The organism is Arsenicitalea aurantiaca, assembly GCF_003994485.1.
In the GTDB taxonomy this organism is placed as follows: domain Bacteria; phylum Pseudomonadota; class Alphaproteobacteria; order Rhizobiales; family Devosiaceae; genus Arsenicitalea; species Arsenicitalea aurantiaca.
In genome coordinates, this window is record NZ_RZNJ01000004.1 from 298417 (window position 1) to 323515 (window position 25099).

Below are 25099 nucleotides of genomic sequence, written 5' to 3' on the forward strand. Positions count from 1 at the left end.
GAGTAAAACCCCGGCCATGATCGCCCCCGGCACTGTCCTGTTGCACGATTCGAGCGGCCCGGGGCCCGGGGGCGGGCGCTCGCTCCTCTTTACCGATCCGATCGAAATCCTGAAAGCCCGCACGCCCGCCGAGGCAGAGGCGGCGCTCGCGCGGCTCGAAGCGGCGCTTGCCGAGGGCCATTGGGCCGCGGGGCTTTTGGGCTATGAGCTCGGCCAGCTCTTCGAAGAACGGCTTGGCAAGGGGCATGCGTCGAGGAGCGACGCGCCGCTTTTGTGGCTCGGGCTCTACCGAGCCCCGGAGACGCTCGACGGGGCGGGTGTCGAAAGGTTTCTTGCGCGCCACAGCGCGGGCGCACCAATCCTCTCCCGGCCCGAGCCCCGCTGGGACCGCGCCCGCTATGGCACGGCGTTCGAGAGCGTCCGGCGCTATATCGAGGCCGGCGACATCTATCAGGCCAATTTGACCTTCAAGGCCGATTTCAGGCTTTCGGGCGACCCGGTCGCGCTCTATCGCGCGCTCGTTATGCGCCAGCCGGTCGCCTATGGGGCGCTGATTGAGACCGGGGAAGAAACCATCCTCTCCCTGTCGCCCGAACTCTTCGTCGCGGCCACCGGCGGGCGGCTCGCGGCGCGCCCGATGAAGGGCACGATGAAACGCGGAGCGACCGAGCCGGAGGATCGCACGGCGCGCGAAACCCTTGCGGCCGACCCCAAGACGCGCGCCGAAAACCTGATGATCGTTGATCTATTGCGCAACGATCTGGGGCGGATCGCCGAAATCGGCAGCGTCAGGGTGACCGATCTCTTCACAATCGAGACCTATCGCAGCCTCCACCAGATGACCTCGGGGATCGTGGCGAATCTGAAGCCGGGGATCGGGCTTGGGGATATCCTTGCCGGGCTTTTCCCCTGCGGCTCGGTGACCGGCGCCCCCAAGATCCGCGCCATGGAGATCATCGATGCGCTCGAAGCGGGGCCGCGCGGCGCCTATACCGGCGCCATCGGCTGGTTCGCCCCTGTCGCTCGGGGCACAGCGCCCGATTTCGCGCTCAACGTCGCGATCCGCACCGCCGTGATCACGCCCGACGGTCGCGGTGAAATCGGCATTGGGGGCGGCGTCGTCGCCGACAGCACCGCGGACGCCGAATATGACGAGGCGCTCCTCAAGATGGATTTCCTCGCCGATGCCGCTCCGCCCCCGGGCCTGATCGAGACCCTGCTCTTCGTCCCCGGCGAGGGCTATGCGCTGCTGGCCCGCCATCTCGACCGGCTCGCGCGGTCGGCGACCTGGCTGGGCATCCCGCTCGCCGCGGGTGTGGCGGAAGATGAACTCGCCAAGGCCGCTCGGGGCTTTACCCAGAGGATGCGGGTACGTCTGGTGCTCGATGCGAAGGGGCAGGTCAGCGTGTCGGCGACGCCGCTGCCCGCACCATCGGGGCCCGTCGAGATGCTTTTTTCGATTGCGCCCGAGCGGATGGCCTCGACCGATCCCTATCTCCTCCACAAGACGACGCGGCGTGACCGGTACGATCTGCCGCGCATGCGCACGATGGCAGCCGAGGGCGTCGACGAAGTGGTCTTCCTCAATGAGCGGGACGAACTGACCGAAGGCTCCTACACCTCGCTCTTTTTGCAGTTCGGGGATCGGCTTGTGACCCCGCCCCTCTCCTCGGGCCTGCTCGCGGGCACGCTGCGCGAGGCGCTGATCGCTTCGGGAGAAGCCGAAGAGGCGGTTCTCCACCTGCCCGACCTTGCCCGGGCGGACGCAATCTTTCTCGGCAATTCGGTGCGCGGGCTCGTTCCCGCCCGGTTGATTGAACGCCCCGATGCGCAACCGATCGCCACACTGGCAAGTTGACTCCCTCCCGTCGGTCGTGCCCTCCATGCCGCCGGCCGTCCGGCCCGACACAACAAAGGAATATCATCATGGGTCTTCGTATTTCCGCTGCGGCCCTTCTCGCGATCGGTCTCTGCCTGCCCGCCACGGCGCAGGAGGCAGCCAGCCCCGGCCCCGAAATGGACCTCTGGTGCGGGCACGCCTTCGCGACCGTCTCGGCCGAGATCGGCGAGGATGACGCCGATTTCTCGAGCCAGCTCGAGGCGGGCTCGGAATTCCTCCTGGCGCGCGGGCTCGTCGGCCTGACCGAGGCTGGCGATCGCGCCGGCGCAGAGGCCCGCTCGAGCGAACTCGAGGCGCGCGCCGACACCCAGATCGAAGGGCAGGCTTCGGCTGCGGATTTCACCTTCGAGCAGTGCTTCGGGCTCCTCGAGGCGGAAGCTGCGGCCAATGTCGGCGGCGCGGTGGAAGCGCCCGACGCGCCCGCAGCGGACGCACCTGCGGCCACCACGCCCGCCGCACCCTGAGGCGCTTTCGCATGCCGCTTTCGCTGAAGCCGACCGACGCGCTCGTCGTCGTCGACATGCAGAACGACTTCCTCCCCGGCGGCAGCCTCGCCGTCGCCGGGGGCGACACGATCGTTGCGCCCATCGTCGCCCTCGCGCAGCGGTTCGAGACGGTCGTCCTCACCCAGGACTGGCATACGCCCCGCCACAGCAGCTTCGCGTCCGCCCATCCGGGGCGCCAGCCCTTCGAGGCGATCGAACTCGCCTATGGCACTCAGGTGCTCTGGCCCGATCATTGCGTCATGGGCACCGATGGCGCGGACTTCGCGCCCGGTCTCGACATTCCCCATGCCCAGCTCATCCTCCGCAAGGGCTTCCACTCTGAGGTCGACAGCTATTCGGGCTTTCGCGAAGCCGACCGCGTCACCCAGACGGGTCTTGCGGGCTATCTGGCCGAGCGCGGCATCGGCAGGCTGTTCCTTGTCGGGCTCGCCACCGATTTCTGCGTCGCATGGACGGCGCTCGATGCGCGCGCCTCGGGCCATGAGGCGATTCTCCTTGAGGATCTGACCCGCGCCATAGATGCCAATGGGTCGCTGGGCGCTGCCCATGCCGCGCTCGACGCGGCGGGCGTCGTCAGGGCCGCCTCGGCCGATATCGGCTGATTGCCGGCCATCACGGTCCGGCCTATCCTTACGCAACCCGGGAGGCATTGAAGATGAAGCGTTGGATCGCACCATTGTCGGCGCTGATGCTCCTCGGGCTGCCGGGTGTTGCGCCGGCGCAGGCCCCGGCCGAAGTCGCGCCTTCCGAACGGAGCGCAGCGCTCGATCACCTGCTCTGGTGTTCGAGCCTTTATTTCTTCCTTGCGAGCGATGCGATGGATGCGGGCGACGAGGAGGATGCGGCGCTCTACGAGCAATGGGGCGCCCATCTGCTCGACCGGGCAAGCGCCGGGCTTGAAGCCGAAGCGCCCACCGCCCCCGACCTCGCCGATGCGCTCCTCGACATGGACAATCGCGTGCTCGAGGAATTCAGCGCCGATCAGATGAGCTATCGCCCCGAGACCTGCGAAACGCTGCTCTGAGAGGCTCGCCGCAACAAAAAGCCCGCCCGGGCGCGCCGGACGGGCTTGATGGCCTTAAGAGACAAACTCAGGCGTTCTTGTCGACGCCCTCCTGAGAGCCCGCAGGCGCTTCCGCGCCGCCACGGGGTCCGCCCTTGGCGACCCCGACCATGGCCGGCCGGAGGACGCGGTCGCCGATCGCAAAGCCGGCCTGCACGACCTGCACCACCGTCCCTTCGGGGCGGCTGGGATCGGGCACCTCGAACATGGCCTGATGGCGGTGCGGATCGAATTTCTGGCCTTCGGCCTCAATGGGGGTCACGCCATGCTTGGCAAGCAGGCGCTGCATCTCCCGCTCGGTCATCTGGATCCCGTCGATCAGCGATTTGAGCGTGCCTTCGGCGGTCTCGCGCGTTTCGGCGGGCAGCACCATGAGGGCGCGGGCGAGCGAATCGGTTGCCGTCAGCATGTCGCGGGCGAAGCCGGCGATCGCATAGGTGCGGGTATCGGAAATTTCGCGCTCGGTACGCTTGCGCAGATTTTCCATCTCCGCGACCGTCCGCAGGAGGCGGTCGCGCAGTTCGGCGTTCTCGGCGGTCAGCGCCTCGACCCCGTTGTCTTCGGAAAGCTCGGCCGGGGAAGCGGCCTCGGCCTCGTCGGCGCGGGTTTCGTCATTGGGCTGGGTGTCGTCGCTCATCATGTCCTGCTGCATCCGCTGTTCTTCTGGCCCCGTGCCGCGGAGCCGGCCGGGTCTGGTTGAGCCATATCGGACAGCCTGTCCCAAGATTCAACCCTGTGCCGGGACTGGCTGCCCGGCGGACCCTCATTTACGCCGCCCGATCATCGCGCTGATGACGTTGGCTGTATAGTCGACGACGGGCACGATCCGCGCATAGTTGAGCCGCGTCGGCCCGATGACCCCGAGTACGCCCACCACCTTCTGATTGGCGTCCTTATAGGGCGAGAGGATCACCGACGAGCCCGAAAGCGAAAAGAGCTTGTTCTCCGATCCGATGAAGATGCGCACGCCCTGCGCGCTTTCGGTATCCCCGAGAAGCTCGATCAGCCCCTCCTTGCTCTCGAGCTCGTCGAAGAGCCGCCGCATGCGTCCCAGATCCTCGGACGCCATGGCGTCGTTGATGAGGTTGGCCCGCCCCCGCACGATCACCGTCGGGGTCGCCTGCCCGCTGGGGACGAGGGTCGCGAGCCCGTCCTCGACGAGCTTGGAAGCGAGCGCGTCGAGCTCGGCGCGCTGCCGGTTGCGCGCTTCAACGAGCGCGGTGCGCGCCTCTCCCAGCGTCCGGCCCACCGCGTGCTGGGCAAAATAGTTCGAAGCCTGCATGAGGGCGCTGGCGGTGAGGCCCTTGGGCAGCTTCAGGAGCCGGTTTTCCACCTGTCCGTCCTCGCCCACGAGCACGACCATTGCCGTCTCGGGATCGAGCCGCACGAATTCGATATGCTTGAGCACGAGATCGGCCTTCGTCGCGATGACGACGCCGGCCCCGCGGCTCAAACCCGAAAGCAGCTGGCTGGCTTCGGTCAGCACCTCCTCGACCGATTCGGACTGGGCGTGTTCCTCGATCTGCCGGGCGATCGCGCCTTTTTCGCGCGCGTCGACCGCGCCGACTTCGAGCATCGCATCGACGAAAAAGCGTAGGCCCTCCTGGGTGGGCTGGCGGCCGGCGGATGTGTGCGGAGCCGCGATCAGCCCCAGATCCTCGAGATCGGCCATGACATTGCGCACCGAGGCGGGCGACAGCCCGACCTGCAGGAGGCGGCTCAGATCACGCGAGCCCACCGGCATGCCGGTCTCGAGATAGCGCTCCACCAGTCTCTTGAAGATCTCCTGGCTGCGCGCATTGAGGGCGGAGAGGAAGTCCTCGGGTCTTTTGGTCATGTTTGAACCGAATGTGACGTTCAATCCTCGCTATTCACCATTTAGGCGCAAACGCCTGTGCTTGGAAGCGGGGCTTGCTTGTTATGGCCGCGCCGGAGGGTTAAGAGGCGATTAACCAGACAATCCTCCGAGGTGATTTGCCCATGCGGCCTTCCGGACGACAGCCAGACCAGATGCGCGCCGTGACCATCGAACGCGGCATCGCCCCCAATGCGGAAGGCTCGTGCCTGGTTTCGTTCGGTTCGACCCGGGTGATCTGCACCGCGAGCGTCGAGACGAGCCTGCCGTCCTGGCGGCGTGGCCAGGGGCTCGGCTGGGTCACGGCCGAATACGGCATGCTGCCCCGCGCCACCGGCAGCCGCACCCGCCGCGAGGCCGCTTCGGGCAAGCAATCGGGCCGCACCCAAGAGATCCAGCGCCTGATCGGACGTTCGCTGCGCGCAGTGGTCGACATGAAGGCGCTGGGCGAGAACCAGATCACGCTCGACTGCGACGTCATCCAGGCCGATGGCGGCACGCGCACGGCCGCCATCACCGGCGCCTATGTCGCGCTGCGCGAAGCGATGGGCTGGCTCAAGGCCCGCGACCTGCTCAAGGGCGAGCCCTTCCGAGATTCGGTCGCGGCGGTGTCCTGCGGCATCTATCGGGGCACGCCGGTGCTCGACCTCGACTATCTCGAGGACGTCGAGGCCGAGACCGACGCCAATTTCGTCATGACCGGCTCGGGAAAATTCGTCGAGATCCAGGGCACTGCCGAGGGCGCGCCCTTCTCGCGCGAGGAGCTCGCAAGCCTGATGGGCCTCGCCGAACAGGGCATTGCCGAGCTTTCGGCGATCCAGGCCGCGGCGTTCGAAGGCTGATGGCGGGCAGTCTCACATTGCGGCGGGGCGACCGGCTGGTGCTGGCGAGCCACAATGCGGGCAAGCTCAGTGAATTCCAGGAGCTGTTCGCCCCCTTCGGGCTCGATATCGTCTCGGCCGGCGAAATGGGCGTGCCCGAGCCCGAGGAGACGGGCACGACCTTTGCCGAGAACGCCCGGCTCAAGGCCCATGCCTCGGCCAAGGGCACCGGGCTTATTGCGCTTTCGGACGATTCCGGGCTCTGCGTCGATGCGCTGGGCGGCAAGCCGGGCATCCATACCGCGCGCTGGGCCGGTCCCGAGCGTGATTTCGCCTATGGCATGCGCCGGGTCGAGGATGCGCTGGCCGCCGCCAATGCGACGAGCCCCGGCCAGCGGCGCGGGCAGTTCGTCGCCATGCTCTGCCTTGCCCATCCGGACGGGCGGGACGTGCTGTTCGAGGGCATTGCGCCCGGCACCCTCGTCTGGCCTCCGCGCGGCACGCTCGGCTTCGGGTTCGATCCGGTCTTCATGCCGGAAGGCTTCGACATCACCTATGGCGAGATGAGTTCCGAGCAGAAGCATTCCTGGGCGCCTGGGCGCCCGGGCCTTAGCCACAGGGCGCGTGCCTTCGCCAAGCTCGTGGAGAGCGTGATTGAGCGCTGATCGGGGAAACGACCTTTTCGGGGTCTATGTGCACTGGCCGTTCTGCGCGGCCAAGTGCCCCTATTGCGACTTCAATTCCCACGTTCATCGCGGTCCCTTCGACGAAGCGGGCTATGTTGCCGCCTATGCGCGCGAGATCGCCCATTTCGCAAGCCTCACGCCCGGTCGGCACGTGCAATCGGTCTTTTTCGGCGGCGGTACCCCGTCGCTGATGAATCCGCGCTCGGTCGGCGCGATCCTCAATGAGATTGCCCGGCACTGGACGATCGACGAGCGGGTGGAGATCACGCTCGAGGCCAATCCCACGAGCGTCGAGGCCGAGCGTTTCCGCGGCTACCGGGCGGCCGGCGTCAACCGGGTGTCGCTCGGTGTGCAGGCGCTGCGCGACAAGCCGCTCGCCGAGCTTGGTCGCCGCCATACCGTCGACGAGGCGGTGGCGGCAGTGCACCTCGCCCAGTCGATCTTCGAGCGCTCGAGTTTCGACCTCATCTATGCCCGCCCCCGCCAAACGCTAGAGGACTGGCGCGAGGAGCTCTCCGAAGCCCTCTGGCTCGCCCAGGGCCACATCTCGCTCTACCAGCTGACCATCGAGATGGGGACGCGGTTCTACGACCTGCACCGGGCCGGCAAACTCGTCATGCCCGACGAGGAGCTGGCGGCCGATTTCTACGAGCTGACCCAGGAGCTGACGGCGGCGGCCGGTCTTCCCGCCTACGAGATCTCCAACCATGCCCGTCCCGGCCAGGAAAGCCGGCACAACCTCCTCTACTGGCGCTATGGCGAATATGCAGGCGTCGGACCGGGCGCGCATGGCCGGCTGCTGGTCAACAACCAGCGCCACGCCACCGCGACCGAAAAAATGCCCTTCGACTGGCAGGCCCGCGTGATGGCGGCCGGGCATGGCCTCGTCACCGACGACATCCTCACCTGGGAAGAACAGGGCGACGAATTCCTCGTCATGGGCCTGCGGCTCAAGGAAGGGATTTCGCCGGCGCGTTTCACCGCCCTTTCGGGTCGCCGGATCGCCGAACGCCAGATCGCCGACCTCAAGAGCTACGGCTTCGTCGAAACCCTCCCCAATGGCAATCTGCGGGTGACCGAAAAAGGGTTCCCCGTGCTCGACGCTGTCGTTGCCGACCTTGCCGCCTAGCCTCGACAAAGCGCGGACCCGACCCTAAGACTGGCGGCATGACCGAAGGCGGATCCACGAGCGCGGGCGCAAGCGATTACTTCATCGCCGGCACGCGCTTTGGCGCGCCAAAGCTGGCGCCCGGGCTCTACGTCGTCTCCACCCCGATCGGCAATCTGCGCGACATCACGCTGAGGGCGCTCGAAACCCTCGCTTCGGCCGACCAGATCCTCTGCGAGGATACGCGGCTCTCGGCGCGCCTTCTCGACCATTATGGCATCCGCACCCGCCGCGCCGCGCTCCACGAGCACAATGAACGCGCCCGCATCGAGGCGATCGCCGGGGACATCGCGTCGGGCAAGGCCATCGCGCTGATTTCGGACGCTGGCACGCCGCTCCTCTCCGATCCCGGCTTTCCCTTGGTCCGGGCCCTGCGCGAGGCGGATCTGCCGGTCTTTGCTGTGCCGGGACCGTCCGCGCTTCTGGGCGGGCTTGCGATCGCGGGGCTCCCCACCGACAGTTTTTCCTTCATCGGCTTCCTGCCCCCGCGCCAGCAGGCCCGCGCCCGCGCGCTCGAGGCCCTTGCGGGGCGTACCGAGACGCTGGTTTTTTACGAATCGCCCCGGCGGCTCGATGCGGCGCTCGGGGCGATGGCCGGAGCCTTCGGCGAAACCCGCGAGGCCGTCGTCGCGCTCGAGCTGACCAAGCGCTTCGAGCGCAGCTTCCGCGGCACCCTCGGTGCGCTCGCCGAGCGCTTCGGGGCGGAGGAAACGCGGGGCGAGGCGGTCATCATGGTTGCAGGCGCGGCAGAAGCGGCGACGCCCGCGCCCGCCGACTGGCAGGCCGCGCTTCTTGAGGAGATGGAGAGCCAGCCGCTGCGCGCTGCGGTCGATGCGGTGACGGCGCGCTTCGGGCTCAAGCGCAAGGAGGTCTACGATGCCGCCCTCGCCCTCAAGACCGCCCGCTGAGCGGACGCCCGCCGCGCGCCGCCTGCGGGCCGAGGGGTTCGGGCGCAGGGGAGAAACCCTTGCAGCGCTCTATCTCGGGGCGAAATTCTACCGCATCATCCATCGGCGTTACCGTACGCCGGTGGGGGAGATCGACCTTATCGTGCGCCGCGGACGGGTGACGGTCTTTGTCGAGGTGAAGTCGCGCATGAGGAGCGATGACGAGGCCGAGGCCCTCGAGGCGGTCGACACGGCGCGTATCGGCCGCGCCGCGCAGTATTTCCTAGCCCGGCATCCGCAGCTGGCCGAGACCCCTCTCCGGTTCGACGTGATTTTTCTTGCGCCCTTCGCCCTGCCGCGCCATGTCACCAACGCTTTCGACGTCCAATAGGAAATTTCGATGACGCTCCGCATTGCCGTGCAGATGGACCCCATCGCCTCGATCAACCCCTTGGGCGATTCGACCTTCGCCCTGATGCTCGAGGCGCAGGCGCGCGGGCACGAGCTGGGCTACTACCTGCCCCAGTCGCTCGCGCTGCGCGACAACAAGGTCAGCGCCGAAATCGCGCCGGTGACGGTCACCGATGCCCTCAAGGGCGAGCATTTCGATCTGGGCGAGGCGAGCCGGCAGGATCTCGAGGGCTATGACGTGGTGCTGATGCGCCAGGATCCGCCCTTTGACATGAACTACATCACGCTCACCCACATCCTCGAGCGCATCCATCCTAGAACCTTCGTGATGAACCCGCCGGCGGCGGTGCGCAATGCGCCCGAGAAGATCCTCGTCACCGAGTTTCCCGAGCTGATGCCGCCCACCCTCGTCACCCGCGACCGGGCGATGATCCATGCCTTCCGCAAGGAGCACGGCAACATCATTCTGAAGCCCCTCTACGGCAATGGGGGGGCCGGTGTGTTCTTCCTCCAGGAGGGCGACCACAATCTTGCTGCGCTCGTCGAGCTCTTCGAGCAGAGCTTCACCGAGCCCTTCATGGTGCAGAAATACCTCCCCGACGTGAGGAAGGGCGACAAGCGCATCATTCTGGTCGATGGCGAGCCGGTCGCGGGGCTCAACCGCATCCCGGCCGAAGGCGAGGCGCGCTCCAACATGCATGTGGGCGGCCGCCCCGAGCTTTCCGAGCTTACCGCGCGCGAGCGCGAGATCTGCGCGGCCATCGGGCCGGCGCTCAAGGCGCGCGACATGGTCTTTGTCGGCATCGACGTGATCGGGGGCTATCTCACCGAGATCAACGTCACGTCCCCCACCGGCATCCGCGAGATCAAGCGCTTCGGCGGCCCCGATATCGCGGTGCTGATCTGGGATGCGATCGAGCGCCGCCGCGCCTGATCCGGCGAAGGACGAGAGGCCGGGACAGGCCCGGCCTTCGGTTTACTTGTAGGTGATGCAGCGCCCCTGCGGGCGGAGCCGGTTGAGCGCGCGCGGGTCGCACCCGGTCAGAAGGAAGGTCTGCCAGTCGCGTGGCGAACCGTAGAAGGCATTGCGGTCGACCTCCACATCGATGCCGGGCACCGTGCCGGTCTGCGTCCACTGCCAGAAGGTCCAGGGGCGGTTGTTGTAGCGCTCATGGGGCTCGGCGGCAGTCGAGCGCAGCCAGAAGGCATTGTCGAGGTGCACGCCTTCGAGAATGTCGCGGTGGAAGTTGATGTCGGTGTAGATGATCGGCAGCTTGCCGGTATGGCGCTCCATCGCCTGCAGCATGATGGCGATCTTGCCCAGCGCCTCGTCGCGCGACAGGGTCGGCTTGCAGCGCGAATGATTGTTCCATTCGAGATCGAGCACGGGCGGCAGGGCGTCGGGATCGTTCGGCACCATCTGCGCGAACCATGCCGCCTGCTCATGGGCGGGCCGGCACCAGGTCATGAAGTGATAGGCGCCGCGTGGGACGCCCGCGTTCCGCGCCGCGTTCCAGTTCTCGTAGAACATCGGGTCGATATAGTCCCCGCCTTCGGTCGCCTTCATGAAGACGAACTGCGTGCCCGCCCGGCGCGCCGCATGGAAGTCGATCCGCCCCTGATAGCGGGCGACATCGATGCCGTGGATGGGCAGGCTCCAGGCCCGGCGCACCCCGTCATGGGGCGAGTTGTCCCCCTTCATCGAGTGCGGCGAGCGCGCACAGGCCGCGATCAGCACGACGAGGCCGATCAGGAGCAGCGCCTTGGAAAAAAGAATGAAGGGTCGAAAAACCGATAGGGCCATGAACGCGGGTACTCGAAGGCAAATGGGCGGATACTGAAAATTTGAATCAACATGGCGCGCTTAATGAAACCTTGCCCCTGCCATGAGGCGCTGGTGCCATGGTTAACGTGCCTTCGAAACGCCATCACCCGTTCCGCAAACGTTCTTGTCGCGGGGCATTCGGGCTGCTAGCGTCCCTATCGGATGGGGAGTTGGCCTGATGCAGTCGCGTGTTCGTACCGTCGCCTTCCAGGGAATCGAGGCCGTGCCGGTCGACGTGCAGGCGCAGATCGCGCCGGGCCTGCCGCGCTTCATTCTCGTGGGGCTGCCCGACAAGGCGGTCAAGGAAAGCGGGGAACGCGTCCGTGCGGCGCTGACGGCCTCGGGGCTGTCGCTGCCGCCCAAGCGGATCACCGTCAACCTGGCGCCGGCCGACCTGCCCAAGGAGGGCAGCCATTACGATCTGCCGATCGCGCTTGCGCTGATGGGGGCGATCGGCGCCATTCCCTCCGACGCGCTTTCGGGCCACATGGCGCTCGGGGAGCTTGGGCTCGATGGCCGGCTCGCTCCGGTTTCGGGCGTATTGCCTGCGGCGATCGCCGCGGGCGGCCTCGATCTGGGGCTCATCTGTCCCGAACCCTCCGGGCCCGAGGCCGCCTGGGCGGGGGAGGCGCTCGACATCATTGCGCCCGAAAGCCTCCTTGCGCTCGTCAACCATCTTGCCGGCCACCAGCTCTGTACCCGACCCGTCGCCAGGCGGCAGAAGGTGCCCGAGGGGCTGCCCGACCTTGCCGACATGCGCGGCCAGGAGGTCGCGCGCCGTGCCCTCGAGGTCGCCGCCGCCGGATCGCACAATCTTCTGCTCGTGGGCCCGCCGGGCGCCGGCAAGTCCATGCTCGCACAGCGCCTCCCCTCCATCCTGCCCCCGCTCGATCCGCGCGAACTGCTCGACGTCTCGATGATCCAGTCGATCGCGGGCGAACTTGCCGGCGGGGCGCTTTCGGACCGGCGCCCTTTCCGTGCGCCCCATCATTCGGCTTCGATGGCGGCGCTCGTCGGCGGTGGGCTCCGGGTCCGGCCCGGCGAGGTCTCCCTTGCCCATAATGGCGTGCTCTTTCTCGACGAGTTGCCCGAATTCGCGCCCCAGGTGCTCGACAGCCTGCGCCAGCCTCTCGAGGCGGGCGAGACGGTGATCGCGCGGGCCAATGCACGGGTTTCCTACCCTGCCCGCTTCCAGCTCGTGGCCGCGATGAACCCCTGCAAATGCGGGCTTGCCGGCACGCCCGGCCACACCTGCCGGCGCGGTGACGCGTGCGCGGCCGACTATCAGTCGCGCGTTTCGGGCCCCTTCCTCGACCGCATCGACATCCGGATCGACGTGCCGGCGGTTTCGGCGGCCGACATGCTGGCCCCGATGAGCGCCGAGCCCTCAGCTACGGTCGCCGGGCGCGTTGCCGAAGCCCGTCGTCGCCAGCGCGAGCGTTACCAAAAGGCCGGGGTCGAGGGCGTCTTCACCAATGCCGCCGCGAGCGCGCGGATGATCGAAGAGATTGCCGCGCCTGACACGGAGAGCCAGACGCTCCTGCTGCAGGCCGCCGAGCGGTTCCGCCTCTCGGCCCGCGCCTATCATCGGGTGCTGAAGGTTTCGAGGACCCTCGCCGACCTTGCCGGCAGCGAGGCGGTGCGCCGCCCCCATGTCGCCGAAGCGCTGAGCTATCGGCTGAATATGGCGGCCGCCTGAAAACCGCGGGCCTCCCCCATGCGTTCCTGTCCCTAGCGGGTGGTGCGGGCGCACCGCCCCTCAACACGGAGAAAAGCCTGATGAAGACCCTCTACAGCACACGCGCGACCGCCACCGGCGGCCGGACCGGTAATGCCGCGACCGAGGACGGCAAGGTCTCGGTCACCCTTTCGACGCCCAAGGAGATGGGCGGCGATGGCGGGCCGGGCACCAATCCCGAGCAGCTCTTCGCCACCGGCTATTCGGCATGCTTCCTCGGTGCGCTGAAGGCGGTGGCCCGCAAGGAGGGCAAGAAGATCCCCGACGACGCGACCGTGACCGCGACCATCGGTTTCGTCGATCGTGAAGACGGGGTGGGCTTTTCCATCGCCGCCGCGCTCGAGGCAAAGGTGCCGGGGCTCGAGGCGTCCGAAGTCGAGGCCCTGATGGCCAAGGCGCACGACGTCTGCCCCTATTCCCACGCCATCAGGCAGGCGGTCGACGTGAAGCTCTCGGCGGCCTGACCCTCGTCGCCCGGCCGCGCGCTCTGCTGCGGCCGGGCGCGCGGGCCCTTAGCCGATCTCGATCTCGCACCAGTGCCGGTAGGGCCGGTCGGGCGAATGGAGGATCGAGGGGAAATGCGGATTGTGCACCGCATCGGCAAAGCTCTGGTCCTCGAGGCAGAACCCCGCATGCTTTCCGTACCGTCGCCCCTCGAGCCCGGGCACGGGAATATCGGTATAGACCGCATTGTAGAGCTGCACGCCCGGGCGGTCGGTGAAGAGCCGGAGGGTGAGGTCGGCATCGGGCGAGACGACTTCGGCAACCGGGGTCCCGGCGTCCCGGCCGGTATCGAGCACGAGGTTGACGTCGAAATCCTGCGGGCTGCCGTCGGCGTCGCGCATGACGCGGGGCGTCCGGAAATCATACTTCGTGCCAGCAACCGGCAGGATGGCGCCGGTGGGCAGCAATTGCGGTCCCGGCTCGGTGAAAGCACTCGCCGCGATCCGGTAGCGATGGTCGATGATGGTGTCGGTCGTCCCGAGGTTGAAATACTGGTGCTGGACGAGGCTGATCGGGGTCAGCCGGTCGGTTTCGGCCGAAAGCGCGAGCCGAAGGCGATTGCCCGAAAGCGTGTAATGTGCGGTAAAGGTTACGTTGCCGGGATAGCCCATCGCGCCATCGGGCGAGAAATGGGTAAAGCGCACGCCCGTGCCGGCGTCGTCGACCTCGCCCTCCCATACTTGGCGGCCGAGCCCGCCCGGCCCGCCATGCAGATGATTGCCGTTCTCATTGGACGGCAGCACGTATTCGCGGCCCTCCAGCGTAAACCGCGAGCCCCCGATCCGGTTGGCGACGCGCCCGGCGAGCGAACCGAAATGCGGGCTATGGACCGGATAGGGCGCGAAGCTTTCGAACCCGAGCACGACGCTGCGCAGGCCACCTGCGACCGGCACGCGCCAATCGCGCACCACGACGCCATAGGAGATGATATCCACCTCGACGCCCGTATCGCTCACGAGGCGGAACTGGTCGACCTGCTTGCCCTCATGCTCGCCGAAAACACTGCGTGAAACCGTCATAGAAATCCTCCCTCAACGTGCCTTTCCTAGCGGTTCGACCCGCCCCGGCCAAGAGGCGGCGACGGCCGCGCCGCGACGGGAATGGCGGATTCACGTGAAACAGCAGGCGCGCCGGTTGGCACAGGCCGGCATCTGCCATAAGTTCGCGCCTTTCCGCGACCAAAGCATGCGTGATGGACCAGGCGCCTTTCGACATCGCCCAGACCGCCCCGGCAAGCGCCGCCGTGACCCCGATGATGGCGCAGTTCCTCGAGATCAAGGCCATCAATCCCGGTTACCTGCTGTTTTACCGGATGGGCGATTTCTACGAGATGTTCTTCGAGGACGCCGAGATCGCGGCGGCTGCCCTGGGCATCGTGCTCACCCGGCGCGGCAAGCATCTGGGCGAGGACATCCCCATGTGCGGGGTCCCGATCCACGCCGCGCAGGATTATCTGAGAAAGCTGATCGGGCTCGGGCACAAGGTCGCGATATGCGAGCAGGTCGAGGATCCCGCCGAGGCGCGCAAGCGCGGCTCGAAATCGGTGGTGAAGCGCGACGTCGTGCGCCTCGTGACCCCGGGCACCCTGACCGAGGACGATCTGCTGCCGCCGCGCGAGGCCAATTATCTTGCCGCCCTCTCCATGCTGCGCCATGGCGAGGCCGATTTCGCCCTCGCCTGGGCGGATGTCTCGACGGGTGAAACGGCGGTCGCCGACGTGCCCGCCGAGGCGCTCATGGACGAACTCGCGCGCATCGCCCCGGCCGAGCTGATCCTTGCACCCGCGACCGCCGAGGCCCTCGGCACGCTCGGCCAGGCCCTCGGCAGGGTGGTGCTCTCCAAAGTCGAGCCCGACCTCTTCGAAAGCCGCAAGGCCGCCGAGCGGATCGGCGCGGTCTTCCCGCTTGCCGAGGTCGACCCCACCGCCTTTTCCCGCGCCGGGCGCGCGGCGCTCGGGGCCCTCCTCGCCTATGTTGGGGAAAGCCAGAAGGGCGCGCCGGTCGCCCTGCGCGCGCCCGCCGCCGAGCGGGTTGCCGCGCATATGGCAATCGATCTTGCCACCCGCAATTCGCTCGAACTGCTCACCACCCAGCGCGGCGAGGTCCGCGGGTCGCTGCTGGGGGAGATCGACTGCTGCGTCACCCCGCCCGGTTCCCGCCTTCTGGCGCGCCGCCTTGCCGCCCCGCTCGCCCAGCCCGACCCGGTCAATGCGCGGCTCGACATGGTGGAAGCGCTGGTGGAGGAAAGCCGGCTCTGCACCCAGCTGCGCGAAGGCCTGAAGGCGGCGCCCGATCTGACGCGCGGGCTCACCCGTCTGGCGCTCGACCGCGGCGGCCCGCGCGACCTCCTCTCCATCGCGCGCGCCGTGGGCGCGGCCGGTGCACTCGCCGAACGCCTTGCCGGCGCAGACGCGCTTCCTCCCGGGCTCGCGGCGATCGCCCGGACGCTTGGGGATGCGCCGGCGGGCCTCGCCGAGGCCCTCTCGGCGGCGCTCGACGACAGCCCGCCGCTGAGCGCACGCGACGGCGGCTTCGTGCGGGCGGGGTTCGATGCCGCGCTCGACCGCGAGCGTGCGCTCGGCACCGAAACGCGCGGCGTCATCGCCGCGCTTCAGGCCCGACTGGGGGAGGAGACGGGGCTCAAATCCCTCAAGATCCGGCACAACAACGTTCTGGGCTATTTCCTCGAAGTGCCTGCAGCACAGGGCGCGCGGCTGCTCGAACCCGAGCATCGGGACATCTTCATCCACCGCCAGAGCCTCGCCAATGCGATGCGCTTCACGACCCCCGAACTCGCCGAGCTCGAAGGGGCGATCGCGCGGGCCGGGCAGGCCGCCCTCGAGATCGAGGCGGCGATCTTTTCGCGACTCGTCGCAGAAACCCTTGCGCAAACCGATCGCCTGCGCGCCACCGCCGACGCGCTTGCCGAGCTCGACGTCACCGCCGCCCTCGCCCACCTCGCCGGGACGCGCAATTTCTGCCGGCCCGAGATCGACGACAGCCTTGCCTTCGCCATCGAAGGGGGGCGCCACCCGGTGGTCGAGGCCATGGTGAGCGCTGCCGGCCAGCCCTTCGTCGCCAATGATTGCGATCTCTCCGATGCCGGCCTCTGGCTCGTCACCGGGCCCAATATGGGGGGCAAGTCGACCTTCCTGCGGCAGAACGCGCTGATCGCGATCCTCGCGCAGACCGGCAGCTTCGTGCCCGCGCAACGGGCGCATATCGGCGTGGTCGATCGCGTCTTTTCGCGCGTCGGTGCGTCGGACGACATTGCCGGGGGGCGCTCCACCTTCATGGTGGAGATGGTCGAGACCGCCGCCATCCTCAATCGCGCGACCCAGCGCTCGCTCGTCATACTCGATGAGATCGGACGGGGCACGGCGACCTTCGACGGGCTCTCGATCGCCTGGGCGACGGTAGAATCGCTTCATGACGAGACGCGCTGCCGGGGGCTCTTCGCCACCCATTTCCACGAGATGACGGCGCTCGCCAAGACGCTGGCGCGGGTCTCCAACCACACCATGACGGTGCGCGAATGGGAGGGTGAAGTCGTCTTCCTGCACGAAGTGGCCGCCGGCGCCGCCGACCGCTCCTACGGCATTGCCGTGGCCAAGCTCGCCGGACTTCCCGAAACCGTGCTTTCCCGTGCCCGCCATGTGCTCGCCGCGCTCGAGCAGCGCTCTTCCGGCACCCCGGCCATCGTGCTAGACGATCTGCCACTGTTCGCGCACGCTGCCCCGCCGCCTAAGCCCGATGTTAATCCCATAGATGACATGCTCGACCGCATCCGGCCCGACGAACTGACCCCCCGCGCCGCAATCGACCTGGTATATGAACTCAAGACCCTCCGTGATGCCGCTCGCAGAAGCTGACCTCCGTCCGCGACGTCAGGGCTTTGCGCCCAGAAGCGCCGAGCGGCTGCTCGCCGATCTTTCCGAGGAGGTCGGCACGCTCGATCCCGCCTCTCCCGAAGCGCGGGCGGTAGTGCTCGGGCACATGCGCCGGACCCTTGCGGAGGCGCGCACCGCGGCCGAAGCGGATCTCGCCTCGACCGGCCGCGGCACGCGCTGTGCCATGGCGCTCTGCCTGGCCGAAGACGAAATCATCCGCGCCATCCACGCCTTTGCGGTCCATCGCGTCTATCCCGCCGCGACCCCCTCGGGCGCCGAGGCGATCGCGCTGGCGGCCGTCGGCGGCTATGGCCGGGGCACGCTCGCGCCGGGATCGGACATCGACCTGCTCTTCATCCTGCCCAACAAGCAGACCCCCTGGGGCGAAAAGGTCACCGAATACATTCTCTACATGCTCTGGGATCTCGGGCAGAAGGTCGGCCATGCCGTCCGCTCGGTCGATGACTGCATGCGCATGGCAAAGGCCGACATGACGGTGCGGACGGCGACGCTCGAGGCGCGCTATCTCACGGGCGATCGTGGCCTCTTCGAGCAGCTCGTCACCCGGTTCGAAACCGAGATCGTTGCGCGCACCGGCCCCGAATTCATCGCCGCCAAGATGGCCGAGCGCGAAGAGCGCCACCGCCAGATGGGCAATACCCGCTACGTGGTCGAGCCCAACGTCAAGGACGGAAAGGGGGGGCTGCGCGACCTCAACACGCTCTTCTGGATCGGGAAGTATTTCTACCGGGTCAAGACCAGCGCCGAGCTCGTCGACAAGGGCGTGCTCTCGGTGGACGAATACCGCCTCTTCCAGCGCGCCGAGGACTTCCTCTGGGCGATCCGGTGCAATTTGCACTTTCTCACCGGCCGCGCCGACGAGAAGCTGACCTTCGATGTCCAGCCCGACCTCGCGAGACGGCTGGGCTTTGCCGATCGCGCCGGCATGCTCGGTGTGGAGCGGCTGATGAAGCGCTATTTCCTCGTCGCCAAGGATGTGGGCGACCTCACCCGCATCTTCTGCACGAGCCTCGAATTCAACCACGCCAAGGACATGGACCTGCTGGGCCGGGCACTGTCGCCCTTCCGGCGCGGCCGCCAGAAGATCAAGGGCGAGACCGCCTTCGTCATCGACAGCGGCCGGCTCAACATCGCCGAGCCCGGTGTCTTCGAGGCCGATCCGGTCAACCTCGTCAAATGCTTCCACATCGCAGGCCAGCTCGACCTGCTCTTTCATCCCGACGCCATAAAGCAGATCACCCGTTCGCTGCGGCTGATCAACGGCAACTTGCGGGCCGACAAGCGCGCCAACGCCTATTTCCTGTCCATCCTCACCCACCCCACCAGCGTCGAGCGCATCCTGCGCGCGATGAACGAGAGTGGCGTGCTGGGCAAGTTCGTGCCCGAGTTCGGCAAGATCGTCGCGCTCATGCAATTCAACATGTACCACCACTACACGGTGGACGAGCACCTGATCCGCGCGGTCGGGGTCATGGCCGAGATCGCCAATGGCGGGCTGCGGGACGAACTGCCGCTGACCCATGAGCTACTGCCCCATCTGAGCGATGTGCGGCTACTCTATGTCGCGCTCTTTCTGCATGACATCGCCAAGGGCCGGCCCGACGACCATTCAGAGGCCGGCGAGCGCATCGCCCGCCGTTTCTGCCCGCGCATCGGGCTTTCGCCGGCCGAAACCGATACCGTCGCCTGGCTCGTGCGCCATCATCTGCTGATGAGCGAGGTCGCCCAGGCGCGCGACATCCAGGATCCCGAAACCGCGCGCGCCTTCGCCGACATCGTGCAGAGCCCGCAGCGTCTCGCGCTGCTGATGATCCTGACCGCCTGCGACATCCGTGCGGTGGGTCCCGGCGTCTGGACCGGATGGAAAGGCTCGCTGCTGCGCGCGCTCTATTTCGCCACCGAGCCGCTGCTCTCGGGCGGGCATTCCCAGGTCACCCAGCGCGACCGGATCGAGGCGGCGAAATCGGTGCTGAAGGGCGCGCTCGGCAAATGGGAGCCCGAGGAGATCGAGGCGTATCTCGGCCGTCACTACGATCACTACTGGCTGCGCGCAGAACCCGAGCTGCAGATCGAGCACGCCCGCATGATCCGCCAGGCCGACCGTGCGGAAGAGGCGTTTGCCGGCACCATCCGCATCCAGGCCTTCGAGGGGATCACAGAGGTTTCCTTCTATACCCCCGACCATCCGCGTCTCCTCTCGCTGATCGCAGGCGCCTGCACCATGTGCGAAGCTTCGATCATCGGGGCACAGATTTTCGGCACGCGCGACGGGCGCGCGGTCGACACGTTCCGGTTGAGGCGCGCCTTCACCTCCGACGAGGACGAGAAGGTCCGCGCCACCCGCATCATCGACACCGTCAAGCAATTGCTGCAGGGCCGGCGCCAGATCCTCATCGATCTGGGCAAGGAAAGCCGGCACAACCGGCGCCTCAAGCCCTTCTCGCTGCCCGCCGACGTGCTGGTCTCGAATGCACTCTCGGAAAAGTTCACCGTGATCGAGGTCTCCGGGCTCGACCGCACCGGGCTCCTCCATCAATTGACCCGTGAGATCGCCGATCTCAACCTCACCATCGGGTCGGCCCATATCGGCACCTATGGGGAAAAGGCGGTCGACGTCTTTTACGTGACGGACCTCACCGGGCAGAAGATCGTTTCAAAGACGCGCCAGAAGAAGATCCGCGATGCCCTGCTCGCGGTCTTCGCGCGGCGTGGCGGCGAGGACAAGGCCCCCAAGGTGGCCAATGGCTGAGACGCGCGCCCGAGGGGACGCGTCGGCCGGATGAGCCTCTATCGCAATTTCCTTTCGGTCGGCGGGCTCACCCTCCTGAGCCGCATTGCCGGCTTCGTGCGCGATGCGCTGATGGCGGCGGTGCTGGGCACCGGCATGGCGGCCGACGCTTTTCTCGCCGCCTTCCGCTTTCCTAACCTCTTCCGCCGGCTCTTTGCCGAGGGGGCGTTCAATACCGCCTTCGTGCCCATGTTTGCCGGGGCACTCGAGCAGCATGGCCCCGATTCGGCACGCGAACTCGCCTCGCGCATCATGGCGTGGCTCGTCACGGTGATCCTCGTCGTCACCATCCTCGCCGAAATCTTCATGCCCGTGGTGCTCGCGCCCTTCGTGCCCGGCTTTGCCGACGATCCGGAAAAGTACGAGCTGACCGTGCTCCTCACCCGGATCATGTTCCCCTACCTCGCCTGCATGAGCCTGATGGCGGCCTATGGCGCCATCCTCAACAGCCTCGGCAAGTTCTTTGCGGCCGCCTTTGCCCCGGTGCTGCTGAACCTCGTTTCGGTCGCGGCCATGATCCCGCTCGTCATCTGGACGGTCGAGACCGGCGCCGAAGCGGCAATCTGGGTTGCCATCGCCACCATGGCGGGCGGCATCGCGCAGCTGGCGCTGGTCTGGCGCGCGATTTCCAAGGCCGGCTTCCGGCCCGCCTTCCGCCTGCCGACGCTCTCCCCCGAAATAAGGCGCTTCTGGGTGCTGGCCGTTCCCGCGATCCTTACCGGCGGTATCACCCAGATCAACATCTTCGTGGGCACCATCATCGCCTCGGGCGCGGAGAGCGCGATCTCCTATCTCTATTACGCCGACCGGCTCTACCAGCTGCCGCTCGGCATCATCGGCATCGCCATCGGCACGGTGCTGCTGCCAGAGCTCGCCCGCCACATCAAGGGCGGCAGGGACAATGAGGCGCGCGGGGTGCAGGACCAGTCGCTGCTGATCGCCATGCTGCTGTCCATGCCGGCTGCGACGGCACTCGCCGCGCTCGCCGAACCGATCGTGCGGGTGCTCTTCGAGCGGGGGGCGTTCGATGCGGTCGCGACGGTCGAGACCGCGCGCGCCCTCATCGCCTTCTCGCTCGGGCTTCCCGCCTTCGTCCTCGTGCGCGTCCTGCAGCCGGGCTTCTTTGCGCGGCAGGACACGGTGACCCCGACCATCTTTGCGGCCATTTCGGCCGCGGTGAATGTCGGCCTCGCCTTTGCGCTCTTTGCCCAGTTCGCCCATGTCGGCATCGCGCTTGCGACCACGATCTCGGCCTGGGTCAACACGATCCTGCTCGCGACCTTCCTTGCGCGACGGGGCCATTTCGCGCTCGACCGGGCCGGGTGGCTGCGCCATTCGGGCATCGTCGTCATTGCCGTGGGCATGGCGCTGCTGCTCGCGGGGCTCTCGGTGCTGCTCGGCCCGGTCTTTTCGCCGGGGGCGAGCTTCCTCATCCAGCTTCTTGCGCTGGGCGGGCTCGTCCTATCGGGCATGGCGATCTATTTTGCGGCCATCCATGGCTTCGGCATCCAGCCGCTCGGCATGCTCCTGAGGCGCCTGCGCCGCGGCGGGTGATGGGGGAAGGCTTGCCTTGCCCCGCCCCTTTACGCGATAAGCCGGTCCAGTTCTTTTTGGATATCGCTCATGGCCTTCACCCCCCGCGTCTTCTCAGGCATCAAGCCCTCGGGCGATCTGCACCTCGGCAATTATCTCGGCGCCATCCGCCGTTTCGTGCCGCTGCAGCAGACCCATGAGTGCATCTATTGCGTCGTCGACATGCACGCGATCACAGTCTGGCAGGAGCCCGAGGACCTGCGGCGCTGGACCTACGAGATCGCGGCCGCCTACATCGCGTCCGGGCTCGATCCGAAAAGATCGATCATCTTCAACCAGTCCCAGGTGGTCGAGCACGCCGAGCTTTCCTGGATCTTCAACTGCGTCGCGCGCATGGGCTGGATGGCCCGCATGACCCAGTTCAAGGACAAGGCCGCCGAGGCGGGTGGGGAGAATTCCGAGGCCATTTCGCTCGGGCTTTTTGCCTATCCCTCGCTGATGGCTGCCGACATCCTGCTCTACAAGGCGACCGGGGTGCCGGTCGGCGAGGACCAGAAGCAGCACCTCGAACTGACCCGCGACATCGCCAAGAAGTTCAATCACGACTTCAAAAAGCAGATCAAGGCGGCCGGGCACGAGCCCGAGTTCTTCCCCCTGACCGAGCCGATGATCACCGGGCCCGCCATGCGCGTCAAAAGCCTCAAGGACGGCACGCGCAAGATGAGCAAGTCCGACGCGTCGGACCTTTCCACCATCTACATGCTCGACGATGCCGCTCTGATCGCCAAGAAGATCAAGCGCGCGACCACAGATCCCGCACCCCTTCCCGAAACCGCCGAAGGCCTTGCTGGCCGACCTGAAGCCGAAAACCTCGTCGGCATCTATGCCGCGCTCTCCGGGCGGTCCGTCGATGAGGTGCTCTCCGAGTTCGGCGGCAAGGGCTGGGGCGTCTTCAAGCCGGCCCTGTCCGACCTCGCGGTCTCCGTGCTCGGGCCCATCGCAGACGAGATGCGCCGGCTGCTCGCGGACCGCGCCGAGATGGACGCGATCCTGCGCGACGGGGCCGAGCGGGCGCGCGCCATCGCCGCGCCGGTGATGAAGGACGTGCGCGACATCGTCGGCTTCGTCCGCTGACCGGGCCCGGGGTGCCGCTTGTGCGGCGGCCCGCCCGGTGGCAGACTCCCGGCATCCGAAACAGCGACGGGGCAAGCGCGTGACCGAAACCGCGCCATCGAGCGAATACAAACGCAAATTCCTCGTCGTCATCGACGACACCGAGGAGTGCGATCGGGCCCTCACCTTCGCGGCCTATCGCGTTCGGCGGACGGGCGGCACGGTCGTGCTGCTCTCGGTCATCGATCCCCCTGGCTTCCACGGGCTCGGGGTCGAGGACGTGCTGCGTGCCGAAGCGCTGGAGGAGGCCGAGGCAATCCTCGACAAGCGCATCGCGCGGCTCAAAAAGATCGGCAACATCCGAACCGAGACCGTGATCCGCGAGGGACGCGGCATCGCTGCAATCGAGCAGCTGATCGAGAAGGATCGCGACATCGCCATCCTGGTTCTGGCCGCAAGCGCGTCGGGCGACGGGCCGGGTCCGCTGGTCACCGCCTTTGCCACCCGCTCGGGCGGTACGGCGCTCCGCATCCCGATTACCATCGTGCCGGGCACGATGACCGATGAGGAGATCATCGCGGTCTGCTGATCGCCCGGGCCTTGCATGCGAGGACGAAAAAGCCTATCTCTCGCGTTCTAGAACGGTTCTAAACTGATCGGACGCGCCATGTTCATCCAGACCGAAGCCACGCCCAACCCGGCGACGCTCAAATTCCTCCCCGGCCGCGATGTGCTCGTGGGCGAGCCGCGCGATTTCCGCAGCCCCGAAACGGCCATGGCCTCGCCGCTGGCCGCGAGCCTTTTCGGCCTGCCCGGCGTCACCGGCGTCTTTCTCGGCTCGGATTTCATCTCGGTCACCAAGGACGAGACCGAATGGGCCCATATCAAGCCGGCGATCCTGGGCGCGATCATGGAGCATTTCCTTTCGGGGCGGCCCGTGCTCGGGGATGCCGGCGCGGCAATCCCGACCGACGAGACCGAAGAGGAGTTCTTCGAGGCCGAGGACACCGAGACCGTCGAGGTGATCAAGGAACTGCTCGCCACCCGCGTGCGTCCCGCCGTCGCCATGGATGGCGGCGACATCATCTTCCGCGGCTATCGCGAGGGCACGGTGTTCCTGCACATGCAAGGCGCATGCTCGGGCTGCCCCTCCTCGACCGCCACCCTCAAGAACGGCATCGAGAACCTGCTCCGGCATTTCGTGCCCGGCGTCGAGGCCGTCCAGCAGGTCTAGCCGCAGGCCGCGGCAAGGCGCTTGCCCATGGGCCCGACGCACACTATCGGTTGGGCCCATGATCACAGTGCTCGCCATCGATACCGCAGCCCCGCGCCTCCAACTGGCGCTGCTCGGACCCGATGGCCAAACCGATACCAGCATCGATGACCTTGCCCAGGGCCATGCCGAACTGATCTTCGATCGCATCGGCCGACTGCTCGAGCGCAATGGGCTCGGTCATACCTTGATCGAGCGGATCGCGGTCACGACGGGGCCGGGTTCGTTCACCGGGCTGCGGATCGGGCTCAGCGCGGCGCGGGGCCTGGGGCTCGCACGCGACCTTCCCGTCATCGGAGTGCCGAGCCTTCTGGCTCTCTCGTTTTCGGGCCCGGCCGCCACGCCGTTTTCCGTCCTCCTCGATGCGCGTCGCGGCGAAGCCTATTTCCAGCCCTTTGCAGCGCCGGCGACGCCGCTCGCGCCGCCCATGGTGCTTGCCATGCAAGACGCGCGGGACCGCGCGGGGACCGCGCCCGTCATCGAAAGCCCCTTCGTCGATATTGCCCTCCTCGCTCGCTTCGCCCAGACGGCCGCGCCCGAAGACTTCGTGCCCGAAGCGGCCTATGTCCGGTCCGCGGATGCCAAGCCGCAGGACCGGGCCCGCATTGCCCGCAGGCGGGAGGAGCAATGACCGGTTTCTGGTCGGCGCCCCATGGGCTCGGGATCACGCGCGGGGAAACCGGGGATGCCGAGGCCCTGGCGCGTCTTCATGCCAATAGCTTCTATCGCGGATGGCCGCGCGAGGATTTCGAAACCTACATTCTCGACCGGCGCTCCCCGGTGCTCGTCGCACGGGATGCGCGTCGGCGCGTCGCGGGCTTCATCATGCTGCGGCTTGCGGGCGACGAGGCCGAACTCATCACCATTGCCGTCGATCCGCGCTGGCGCGGCAAGGGCGTCGGGGCTGCGCTTCTGCGCGCGGGGCTTTCCTTTCTCTCGATGACGGCGGCCCGCAAGCTCTTTCTCGAAGTTGCCGAGGACAATCCGGCGGCGATCGCCCTTTACCGGCGCGCGGGCTTTGTCGAAATCGGCCGGCGCAGCGGCTATTACGCGCGCGCTGATGGTCGGCCGGCCACCGCCCTTGTCCTCTCGCGCGATATTGGCTAACCCCGACCGGG

24 protein-coding genes are annotated in these 25099 nt (G+C 67.3%); 20 read left to right on the forward strand and 4 right to left on the reverse strand.

Going from position 1 to position 25099, the window contains the following annotated elements:
- Window positions 1-16: 16 nt before the first annotated feature.
- The 4 genes from EMQ25_RS12720 (at window position 17) to EMQ25_RS12735 (ending at window position 3430) form a co-directional block, all read left to right on the forward strand.
- Window positions 17-1858, forward strand: coding sequence for an aminodeoxychorismate synthase component I (locus EMQ25_RS12720; protein ID WP_127188956.1), 1842 nt, complete (start codon window positions 17-19; stop codon window positions 1856-1858).
- A 68-nt stretch (window positions 1859-1926) separates the two neighbouring features.
- On the forward strand, window positions 1927-2364 hold the full coding sequence (locus EMQ25_RS12725; protein WP_127188957.1) for a hypothetical protein: 438 nt from the start codon (window positions 1927-1929) through the stop codon (window positions 2362-2364).
- Between the two features lie 11 nt (window positions 2365-2375).
- Window positions 2376-3008: a nicotinamidase gene (locus EMQ25_RS12730; protein ID WP_127188958.1), complete on the forward strand. Its 633-nt coding sequence runs from the start codon at window positions 2376-2378 to the stop codon at window positions 3006-3008.
- 53 nt (window positions 3009-3061) lie between these two features.
- Window positions 3062-3430 (forward strand): hypothetical protein, encoded by a 369-nt coding sequence (locus EMQ25_RS12735; RefSeq protein ID WP_127188959.1) that lies wholly within the window; start codon window positions 3062-3064, stop codon window positions 3428-3430.
- Between the two features lie 67 nt (window positions 3431-3497).
- On the opposite strand, the gene grpE is transcribed toward EMQ25_RS12735, so the two are convergent.
- Entirely contained in the window at window positions 3498-4121 is a 624-nt protein-coding gene (gene grpE, locus EMQ25_RS12740) for a nucleotide exchange factor GrpE (protein WP_244606576.1), read from the reverse strand.
- A gap of 111 nt (window positions 4122-4232) precedes the next feature.
- Entirely contained in the window at window positions 4233-5306 is a 1074-nt protein-coding gene (gene hrcA / locus EMQ25_RS12745) for a heat-inducible transcriptional repressor HrcA (protein ID WP_127188960.1), read from the reverse strand.
- Window positions 5307-5449: 143 nt separating this feature from the next.
- Between hrcA and rph the strand changes: the two genes are divergently transcribed.
- From rph to gshB, 6 genes are read left to right on the forward strand one after another with little or no spacing between them, the layout of a single operon-like run.
- Window positions 5450-6166 carry a ribonuclease PH gene (rph, locus tag EMQ25_RS12750; RefSeq protein ID WP_127188961.1) on the forward strand — a complete coding sequence of 239 codons (717 nt, stop codon included), beginning with the start codon at window positions 5450-5452 and terminating at the stop codon, window positions 6164-6166.
- Entirely contained in the window at window positions 6166-6810 is a 645-nt protein-coding gene (locus tag EMQ25_RS12755) for a non-canonical purine NTP pyrophosphatase (protein ID WP_127188962.1), read from the forward strand. Before rph ends, EMQ25_RS12755 begins: the two co-directional genes overlap by 1 nt.
- Complete coding sequence (hemW, locus tag EMQ25_RS12760; protein WP_127188963.1) at window positions 6800-7960, forward strand: radical SAM family heme chaperone HemW; 1161 nt, start codon at window positions 6800-6802, stop codon at window positions 7958-7960. Before EMQ25_RS12755 ends, hemW begins: the two co-directional genes overlap by 11 nt.
- A 38-nt stretch (window positions 7961-7998) precedes the next feature.
- Window positions 7999-8907: a 16S rRNA (cytidine(1402)-2'-O)-methyltransferase gene (gene rsmI / locus EMQ25_RS12765; protein WP_127188964.1), complete on the forward strand. Its 909-nt coding sequence runs from the start codon at window positions 7999-8001 to the stop codon at window positions 8905-8907.
- Window positions 8876-9277: a YraN family protein gene (locus EMQ25_RS12770; RefSeq protein ID WP_127188965.1), complete on the forward strand. Its 402-nt coding sequence runs from the start codon at window positions 8876-8878 to the stop codon at window positions 9275-9277. The genes rsmI and EMQ25_RS12770 overlap by 32 nt, the downstream gene beginning before the upstream one ends.
- A gap of 9 nt (window positions 9278-9286) precedes the next feature.
- Window positions 9287-10231 carry a glutathione synthase gene (gshB, locus tag EMQ25_RS12775; RefSeq protein ID WP_127188966.1) on the forward strand — a complete coding sequence of 315 codons (945 nt, stop codon included), beginning with the start codon at window positions 9287-9289 and terminating at the stop codon, window positions 10229-10231.
- Between the two features lie 42 nt (window positions 10232-10273).
- On the opposite strand, the gene EMQ25_RS12780 is transcribed toward gshB, so the two are convergent.
- Window positions 10274-11101, reverse strand: a complete 828-nt coding sequence (locus EMQ25_RS12780; RefSeq protein WP_127188967.1) for a glycoside hydrolase family 25 protein — start codon at window positions 11099-11101, stop codon at window positions 10274-10276.
- Window positions 11102-11300: 199 nt separating this feature from the next.
- On the opposite strand from EMQ25_RS12780, the gene EMQ25_RS12785 reads away from it, so the two are divergent.
- Together EMQ25_RS12785 and EMQ25_RS12790 are read left to right on the forward strand one after the other, a co-directional pair.
- Window positions 11301-12821 (forward strand): YifB family Mg chelatase-like AAA ATPase, encoded by a 1521-nt coding sequence (locus tag EMQ25_RS12785; protein WP_127188968.1) that lies wholly within the window; start codon window positions 11301-11303, stop codon window positions 12819-12821.
- A gap of 80 nt (window positions 12822-12901) precedes the next feature.
- Window positions 12902-13324, forward strand: a complete 423-nt coding sequence (locus EMQ25_RS12790) for an organic hydroperoxide resistance protein (RefSeq protein WP_127188969.1) — start codon at window positions 12902-12904, stop codon at window positions 13322-13324.
- A 48-nt stretch (window positions 13325-13372) separates the two neighbouring features.
- On the opposite strand, the gene EMQ25_RS12795 is transcribed toward EMQ25_RS12790, so the two are convergent.
- Window positions 13373-14383, reverse strand: a complete 1011-nt coding sequence (locus EMQ25_RS12795; protein WP_127188970.1) for an aldose epimerase family protein — start codon at window positions 14381-14383, stop codon at window positions 13373-13375.
- A gap of 173 nt (window positions 14384-14556) precedes the next feature.
- On the opposite strand from EMQ25_RS12795, the gene mutS reads away from it, so the two are divergent.
- From mutS to rimI, 8 genes are all read left to right on the forward strand, one after another.
- On the forward strand, window positions 14557-17235 hold the full coding sequence (gene mutS / locus EMQ25_RS12800) for a DNA mismatch repair protein MutS (RefSeq protein ID WP_127188971.1): 2679 nt from the start codon (window positions 14557-14559) through the stop codon (window positions 17233-17235).
- Window positions 17216-20023 carry a [protein-PII] uridylyltransferase gene (locus EMQ25_RS12805; RefSeq protein ID WP_127188972.1) on the forward strand — a complete coding sequence of 936 codons (2808 nt, stop codon included), beginning with the start codon at window positions 17216-17218 and terminating at the stop codon, window positions 20021-20023. Before mutS ends, EMQ25_RS12805 begins: the two co-directional genes overlap by 20 nt.
- Window positions 20024-20053: 30 nt before the next feature.
- Entirely contained in the window at window positions 20054-21616 is a 1563-nt protein-coding gene (gene murJ / locus EMQ25_RS12810) for a murein biosynthesis integral membrane protein MurJ (protein ID WP_127188973.1), read from the forward strand.
- Window positions 21617-21685: 69 nt separating this feature from the next.
- Window positions 21686-22729, forward strand: a complete 1044-nt coding sequence (trpS, locus tag EMQ25_RS12815; protein ID WP_127188974.1) for a tryptophan--tRNA ligase — start codon at window positions 21686-21688, stop codon at window positions 22727-22729.
- Window positions 22730-22808: 79 nt separating this feature from the next.
- The gene (locus EMQ25_RS12820) at window positions 22809-23297 is read left to right on the forward strand and encodes a universal stress protein (protein WP_127188975.1); all 489 of its coding nucleotides are present in this window, start codon (window positions 22809-22811) and stop codon (window positions 23295-23297) included.
- A 78-nt stretch (window positions 23298-23375) separates the two neighbouring features.
- Window positions 23376-23942 (forward strand): NifU family protein, encoded by a 567-nt coding sequence (locus EMQ25_RS12825; RefSeq protein WP_127188976.1) that lies wholly within the window; start codon window positions 23376-23378, stop codon window positions 23940-23942.
- 58 nt (window positions 23943-24000) lie between these two features.
- Window positions 24001-24612 (forward strand): tRNA (adenosine(37)-N6)-threonylcarbamoyltransferase complex dimerization subunit type 1 TsaB, encoded by a 612-nt coding sequence (tsaB, locus tag EMQ25_RS12830; protein WP_127188977.1) that lies wholly within the window; start codon window positions 24001-24003, stop codon window positions 24610-24612.
- Window positions 24609-25088: a ribosomal protein S18-alanine N-acetyltransferase gene (gene rimI, locus EMQ25_RS12835; protein WP_127188978.1), complete on the forward strand. Its 480-nt coding sequence runs from the start codon at window positions 24609-24611 to the stop codon at window positions 25086-25088. The genes tsaB and rimI overlap by 4 nt, the downstream gene beginning before the upstream one ends.
- Window positions 25089-25099 lie beyond the last annotated feature (11 nt).

What these genes read in the sequence shown, in the direction of transcription:
- murJ (WP_127188973.1), top strand. Translation starts at nt 20,054, where the DNA reads ATGAGCCTCTATCGCAATTTCCTTTCGGTCGGCGGGCTCACCCTCCTG.
- EMQ25_RS12795 (WP_127188970.1), bottom strand. Translation starts at nt 14,383, where the DNA reads ATGACGGTTTCACGCAGTGTTTTCGGCGAGCATGAGGGCAAGCAGGTC.
- EMQ25_RS12790 (WP_127188969.1), top strand. Translation starts at nt 12,902, where the DNA reads ATGAAGACCCTCTACAGCACACGCGCGACCGCCACCGGCGGCCGGACC.
- EMQ25_RS12785 (WP_127188968.1), top strand. Translation starts at nt 11,301, where the DNA reads ATGCAGTCGCGTGTTCGTACCGTCGCCTTCCAGGGAATCGAGGCCGTG.
- hrcA (WP_127188960.1), bottom strand. Translation starts at nt 5,306, where the DNA reads ATGACCAAAAGACCCGAGGACTTCCTCTCCGCCCTCAATGCGCGCAGC.
- gshB (WP_127188966.1), top strand. Translation starts at nt 9,287, where the DNA reads ATGACGCTCCGCATTGCCGTGCAGATGGACCCCATCGCCTCGATCAAC.
- rimI (WP_127188978.1), top strand. Translation starts at nt 24,609, where the DNA reads ATGACCGGTTTCTGGTCGGCGCCCCATGGGCTCGGGATCACGCGCGGG.
- EMQ25_RS12735 (WP_127188959.1), top strand. Translation starts at nt 3,062, where the DNA reads ATGAAGCGTTGGATCGCACCATTGTCGGCGCTGATGCTCCTCGGGCTG.
- mutS (WP_127188971.1), top strand. Translation starts at nt 14,557, where the DNA reads ATGGACCAGGCGCCTTTCGACATCGCCCAGACCGCCCCGGCAAGCGCC.
- rsmI (WP_127188964.1), top strand. Translation starts at nt 7,999, where the DNA reads ATGACCGAAGGCGGATCCACGAGCGCGGGCGCAAGCGATTACTTCATC.
- EMQ25_RS12825 (WP_127188976.1), top strand. Translation starts at nt 23,376, where the DNA reads ATGTTCATCCAGACCGAAGCCACGCCCAACCCGGCGACGCTCAAATTC.
- EMQ25_RS12720 (WP_127188956.1), top strand. Translation starts at nt 17, where the DNA reads ATGATCGCCCCCGGCACTGTCCTGTTGCACGATTCGAGCGGCCCGGGG.
- EMQ25_RS12755 (WP_127188962.1), top strand. Translation starts at nt 6,166, where the DNA reads ATGGCGGGCAGTCTCACATTGCGGCGGGGCGACCGGCTGGTGCTGGCG.
- tsaB (WP_127188977.1), top strand. Translation starts at nt 24,001, where the DNA reads ATGATCACAGTGCTCGCCATCGATACCGCAGCCCCGCGCCTCCAACTG.
- trpS (WP_127188974.1), top strand. Translation starts at nt 21,686, where the DNA reads ATGGCCTTCACCCCCCGCGTCTTCTCAGGCATCAAGCCCTCGGGCGAT.
- EMQ25_RS12770 (WP_127188965.1), top strand. Translation starts at nt 8,876, where the DNA reads ATGCCGCCCTCGCCCTCAAGACCGCCCGCTGAGCGGACGCCCGCCGCG.
- EMQ25_RS12805 (WP_127188972.1), top strand. Translation starts at nt 17,216, where the DNA reads ATGCCGCTCGCAGAAGCTGACCTCCGTCCGCGACGTCAGGGCTTTGCG.
- EMQ25_RS12725 (WP_127188957.1), top strand. Translation starts at nt 1,927, where the DNA reads ATGGGTCTTCGTATTTCCGCTGCGGCCCTTCTCGCGATCGGTCTCTGC.
- EMQ25_RS12730 (WP_127188958.1), top strand. Translation starts at nt 2,376, where the DNA reads ATGCCGCTTTCGCTGAAGCCGACCGACGCGCTCGTCGTCGTCGACATG.
- EMQ25_RS12780 (WP_127188967.1), bottom strand. Translation starts at nt 11,101, where the DNA reads ATGGCCCTATCGGTTTTTCGACCCTTCATTCTTTTTTCCAAGGCGCTG.
- grpE (WP_244606576.1), bottom strand. Translation starts at nt 4,121, where the DNA reads ATGCAGCAGGACATGATGAGCGACGACACCCAGCCCAATGACGAAACC.
- rph (WP_127188961.1), top strand. Translation starts at nt 5,450, where the DNA reads ATGCGGCCTTCCGGACGACAGCCAGACCAGATGCGCGCCGTGACCATC.